4 protein-coding genes are annotated in these 4,365 nt (G+C 60.2%); 2 read left to right on the top strand and 2 right to left on the bottom strand.

The features are described 5' to 3' along the window. Nucleotides 1-973 (top strand): hypothetical protein (locus MTX34_RS25375; RefSeq protein WP_243611198.1); only part of this gene is annotated, 973 nt, incomplete at its 5' end. A 253-nt stretch (nucleotides 974-1,226) separates the two neighbouring features. On the opposite strand, the gene MTX34_RS25900 is transcribed toward MTX34_RS25375, so the two are convergent. Together MTX34_RS25900 and MTX34_RS25895 are read right to left on the bottom strand one after the other, a co-directional pair. Continuing rightward, nucleotides 1,227-2,498 (bottom strand): AAA family ATPase, encoded by a 1,272-nt coding sequence (locus MTX34_RS25900; protein WP_308198569.1) that lies wholly within the window; start codon nucleotides 2,496-2,498, stop codon nucleotides 1,227-1,229. 67 nt (nucleotides 2,499-2,565) lie between these two features. Further along, entirely contained in the window at nucleotides 2,566-3,600 is a 1,035-nt protein-coding gene (locus MTX34_RS25895; RefSeq protein WP_279393677.1) for an AAA family ATPase, read from the bottom strand. 47 nt (nucleotides 3,601-3,647) lie between these two features. Here MTX34_RS25895 and MTX34_RS25365 point away from each other — a divergent pair. Next, a partial coding sequence (locus tag MTX34_RS25365; RefSeq protein ID WP_243611197.1) for a hypothetical protein occupies nucleotides 3,648-4,365 on the top strand: 718 nt, incomplete at its 3' end.

Raw genomic sequence — 4,365 nt, 5'->3', positions numbered from 1 at the left:
ATCGAACGAGCAAACGACGGGACCACCGGCAAGGCGCGCCGGTGGTCCCATAACTGGCAATCCAGGTGGTCCCATCACCCTGGCAGAAATCAGGTCACGCTGGTCCCATGCTCATGGCAGACGACACCTGTCAGCCAAGGCCGCCCTGCCGGTCGCCGGCGGTATCGACGGATCGCTCGACGGCTTATTGGGTAAAACCAGCAACGACGGGACCGAGACTGCAGCTATCGCACGACGGCAGTACTCCTACGACTTGGCCTACTACCTGCAACTTCTCAAGCAGAGACTGGTCGGGCAAATTATCGAGATAGACGAAGAAGAGAATGCTGCCGGCCTTGTTGGCGGTGAAATAGTCGTCTTTACCGGACGATTCAGGGCCAACGAGATCAACGCCATCCTCGACATCGCTACCCCGGATCTCGTTGCCGCGGCCACAAAATTCTTCGCCCGCAGCTCCGCGCGCCCACATGTCGATAACGATGATTTCGATATCGCGCGGCTTAAGTACGACTGGGAAGCCGCCGAGCAGGAGGCGACGCGGCAGGCAGACCTCGCTTACGCGGCTACCCGCGCGCTGCGTACCGATTTTCGGAGTGACAGCACCCGCGAATTCTACTGTGAACTCGGAGGTGATCTCACCGCCGTCACGGTCTGCGACGCAACGCATTTTGTCACCGATGACCAGGACCGCCTCCTCGACGGACGGTTCACTGTCCTGGGCAAAGTCACCACGCCGCTCGAAGAAGACGTGCCCGTACTCAGTAGGAACAAGATCCTCAGGCGTCTGAACCCGGACTTCGTGGAATCTGTGTTCGACCAGCTCACTGATGCCGTAGGCAGCTCCGTGCCCGACCAACAACAAATACGGAACTTACTTGATTCAGAGACGGACTTGCCGCCAGTTGATGTTCGATTCTCGGCGAAAATCGAGGGCCAATCGTTCACTGTGCTCCCGATCGCGATCTACATCTGACCCCGCCACGCTGAGTGGAGGGGTCAGATGTAGCGGGGCCGACTGAATCCGCCAGATCGGAAAGAAGTAGCGACCGGCGGTGCACAAGAGAGGTGTCGCGAACCGCAGGGCCAGCCGGGCAAGCGCCGCCACATCAACCGAGAAACAACACCAGCTGTCGGTTCTCAGCCGGTGTGGAGAATTCTCAGGTCATCGGTCGGTGTGGTGGCGAATCCTTCCTGTGTACCAAGCGCTCACCGTCTCTAACGCGCCATCAAGCGATTGCGGCGGGGTCCGAATTGGTGGCCTTGCACATGCGCTCGAAGTGCTGCGTGTCAGCGAATTTCATGAACTCCATTCCTCTGCGAATGTGACCGTGGATCGCGCGAGCATCGAGCACGTCCACACTCTCGCTGCCCTCGCCGTGGGAGTAGCGGTTGCAGAAGTTGTAAACGTCTCGGTAGGGGTTGTTCACAAGGTCGCCGCCCATAAGGTCTTCGAGGCGCTGATCAAAGGTACCAAGATGCGGAGCTTTGTAGCTTGCGAAGATCTCGAGGACGCGGCGCACAGCGTTGGGAAGTAGGAACAGCCGGTCATGATCGGTGCCGTCCACGACCCCCTCCATCACCTGCGCGAAGAGGTAGGCGTACTCGGTTGTGTGCTTCACGAGCATGGGTGCGAGCGTTGCCACCTGGGTCTTGCGTACGTCGTCTTCGGTCGCTGCGTACATCTCCAAGAAGGCCACCTCGGGGAAGCGTTTCTCGTCGGCCTCACCTTTCCTGATCTTCTTCCGAGATGAGTTCCATGCGCTGCCCTGAGACTTGAGGAAGAGACGTAGTAGTCCGAAGTCGTGAGTCAGCACGATGAATTGGCCGAAGCCTTCGAGCGTGTCCACCAGCCATTGATGCGTGGCGAAGAGCGCCTCACGGTCAAGTGAACTCGAAGGGTCATCGATGACGACGATGCGAGAAGTCTTGTCCCCGCTAATGGTCTCGTCCTCTAGCTTTCGCAGGAAGTAGAGGAGCGAGAGGGTGGTGCGCTCGCCATCGCTCAGGTGCGTGGCCGGCAGAGCTCCCCGGAGGCAGGCATAGGATTTGCCGTCCTCGGTCACGGCGACACTGAGGTGGCCCTTCCCGTAGACGCGGGAGAAGTCGGCGGTGAGGGTCTCTGCCATCCTGCTGTTCGAGAACTGCTTTTGGCGGAGGTCAATCAGAGTCCGTTCTGCCAGATCAGCACCATCTGTGGCGGCCTTGTGCTGGGTCTGCGCGGTCTTGGCGCTTGTCTCATGCTGACGAAAGGATTCTGCACGGGATCCGATGATGTGGTCGAGGACGGTCTCGTAGCGCGCCTCGATCACGGTGGTGCGGTCGGCTACCTGTTCGTTGTGCTCGGTGATCGCTTTCTGCAAAATGGAAGCCGAGAGATCACCGACGCGGAGTGACCAATCGGGCGCGATCGGCGTCGTAGTCGGGTCTTCGGCTTTCTCGTCGAGAACGCGCTTGAGTTCATCGAGCACGTCTATACGCGCGGATACCTCTTCCTTCACGGCCTGAAGGTTTGTGGTGTAGCCGTCTCGAAGTTCAACTACAAGCTCTTCGGGCGTGGGTATGGCATCAACCCCAGCTACTCAGAGCCACCTTTCGGCTCTGCACCTCCGCGGCGAGCGACTGCGCACGTTCGCGGATATCGGACCGGCTCTTGTCGAAGTGCTTGGCGAGCTGCTCCCACCGGTCTGACGACAGAACATTGCCGCAGAAGAGGCAGTCATCAAGTCCCTCGTGTAGGCGAATACCCTGCTCAGCCCACTGCTGCCGTTCCTGATTCGCTGCGAGAGACGCGATCGTCACGCTCGTGGGTGTGTCGGTCAGCACCGTCTCAAGCCCACTCATCGCCGCGGTAAGCCCACCCGGAGGGTCCGCAACTGCGGGCAGGTGTTTCGGCGTGGGCTCGCTCAAGCGCTTGAGTGCCTCGACGCTCTCGTTCTCATCTGGGAACTCACCCTTGTATTTACGGAGCAAGCCCTCGACCACCGGCATCGAGTACTTGTTTTTAGTGAATCGCTGGTAGTCGAAGCTCTTGAGCTGATCTGCGATGCCGGCCTGAGCTGCGGTCGCCAGCTTTCTGGCCTTGGTCGTTGATTCCTGGCTCTTCTTGCCCGTCTCAGTCGCCTCGAGGCGGAAGGCGTCGATCTTCTTGGCGAGTTCGGCCTCCTGCCCCTTGGCTTCGATGGCCTCTTCGCCCAGGGTGACAATGGGCGAGGCCGTGTCGCCATCCAGAAATTCTGAGAGGTTGCGGTTCACCCACTCCTTGGTGAAGACCGCCATGGCGGGCGAAGGACCGCCATAGCCCACCCGCACTACGTGACTCGCCGCCAGCTCGTCCTCCCAGACCGCCTCTGTCGAGGCGTCGTCCGAGGCAATCTCGAGCAGAAGTGACGCGAAGGAGGATTTACCGCTGCCGTTGTGGCCGTACACGACTGAGCGCCTGCCCAGAGGCAGCGCGGTGGGCCAAAAGCCCTTGCTCAGTGAGCGATAAGTGGTCTTAGGTTCGAGTCGACGCAGCACGGGGAAGATCTTAGTAGTGGCTTGCTGCAACACCCTGAGCCGCAGCAACTCTGGAACTGTGCTGTGGCTCAGGGTGTTGTCCATGAAATCAGGGACGCAGTGCCGTCGGTGCAGTGGTGTAGTAACGACGCATGACCACACTCGAGCCGGCTAACGATCAGAGATCAGAGCCGTTCGAGAAAGCCTGGCAATCGTTGGATGCAGCGCACCAACTTCGTAGCGACATCGCGACGCACTGGAACGAACTGGACATCGACAGCGCACTGCGCTGCTGGATCGAGCTCGACGAACGAGGCACAGGCGAGCTTGGCGTGTCGGTCGAGTGGCCAACGCAGGCCGACGCCCTCCAACAGAGTGGCCGAGACTTCATTGCTGCAGTCCAGAACAGCCTGAACGCAGCAATCCAGGCCACCGAGAGACTGACTTCGGGCATCACACCCACGCCTGATCGACCGATCCAATTCCCCCTCTGTTCAACCCCATCCGAGTTCACCGAGCTCCACCGCTCCGGCGCGTTCGACGGTCTCCGACCCGACCACCTGCAGCTCCTCGCGCTGTTCCAGCCCTACGCAATCGAAGCAGAAACACCCACTCGAATCTCAACGCTGCGGTCGGCAATGGGCCTGTTGAAGAATGTCGTCGCCTTAGTACCCGATGCAGAGGTTTTTGGAATATGGGCACACTCAGCTCAGCCGACCGTGCTCGTGGACCCACCGCACAAGATCGTCGAACTAGCTGCCGAGCCGCCCACACTCGTCCAGACACCAACCCCGATCGCGCGATTCAGGGTAGAACCCACCGAAGGCGCGCGAGGCCTGAACGGTCGGCCGGGCGTTGCCCTCGACATCG

This window comes from Rhodococcus sp. ARC_M5 (assembly GCF_022810405.1).
Classification (GTDB): domain Bacteria; phylum Actinomycetota; class Actinomycetes; order Mycobacteriales; family Mycobacteriaceae; genus Rhodococcoides; species Rhodococcoides navarretei.
This window is presented reverse-complemented; position numbering and strand designations above follow the sequence as displayed.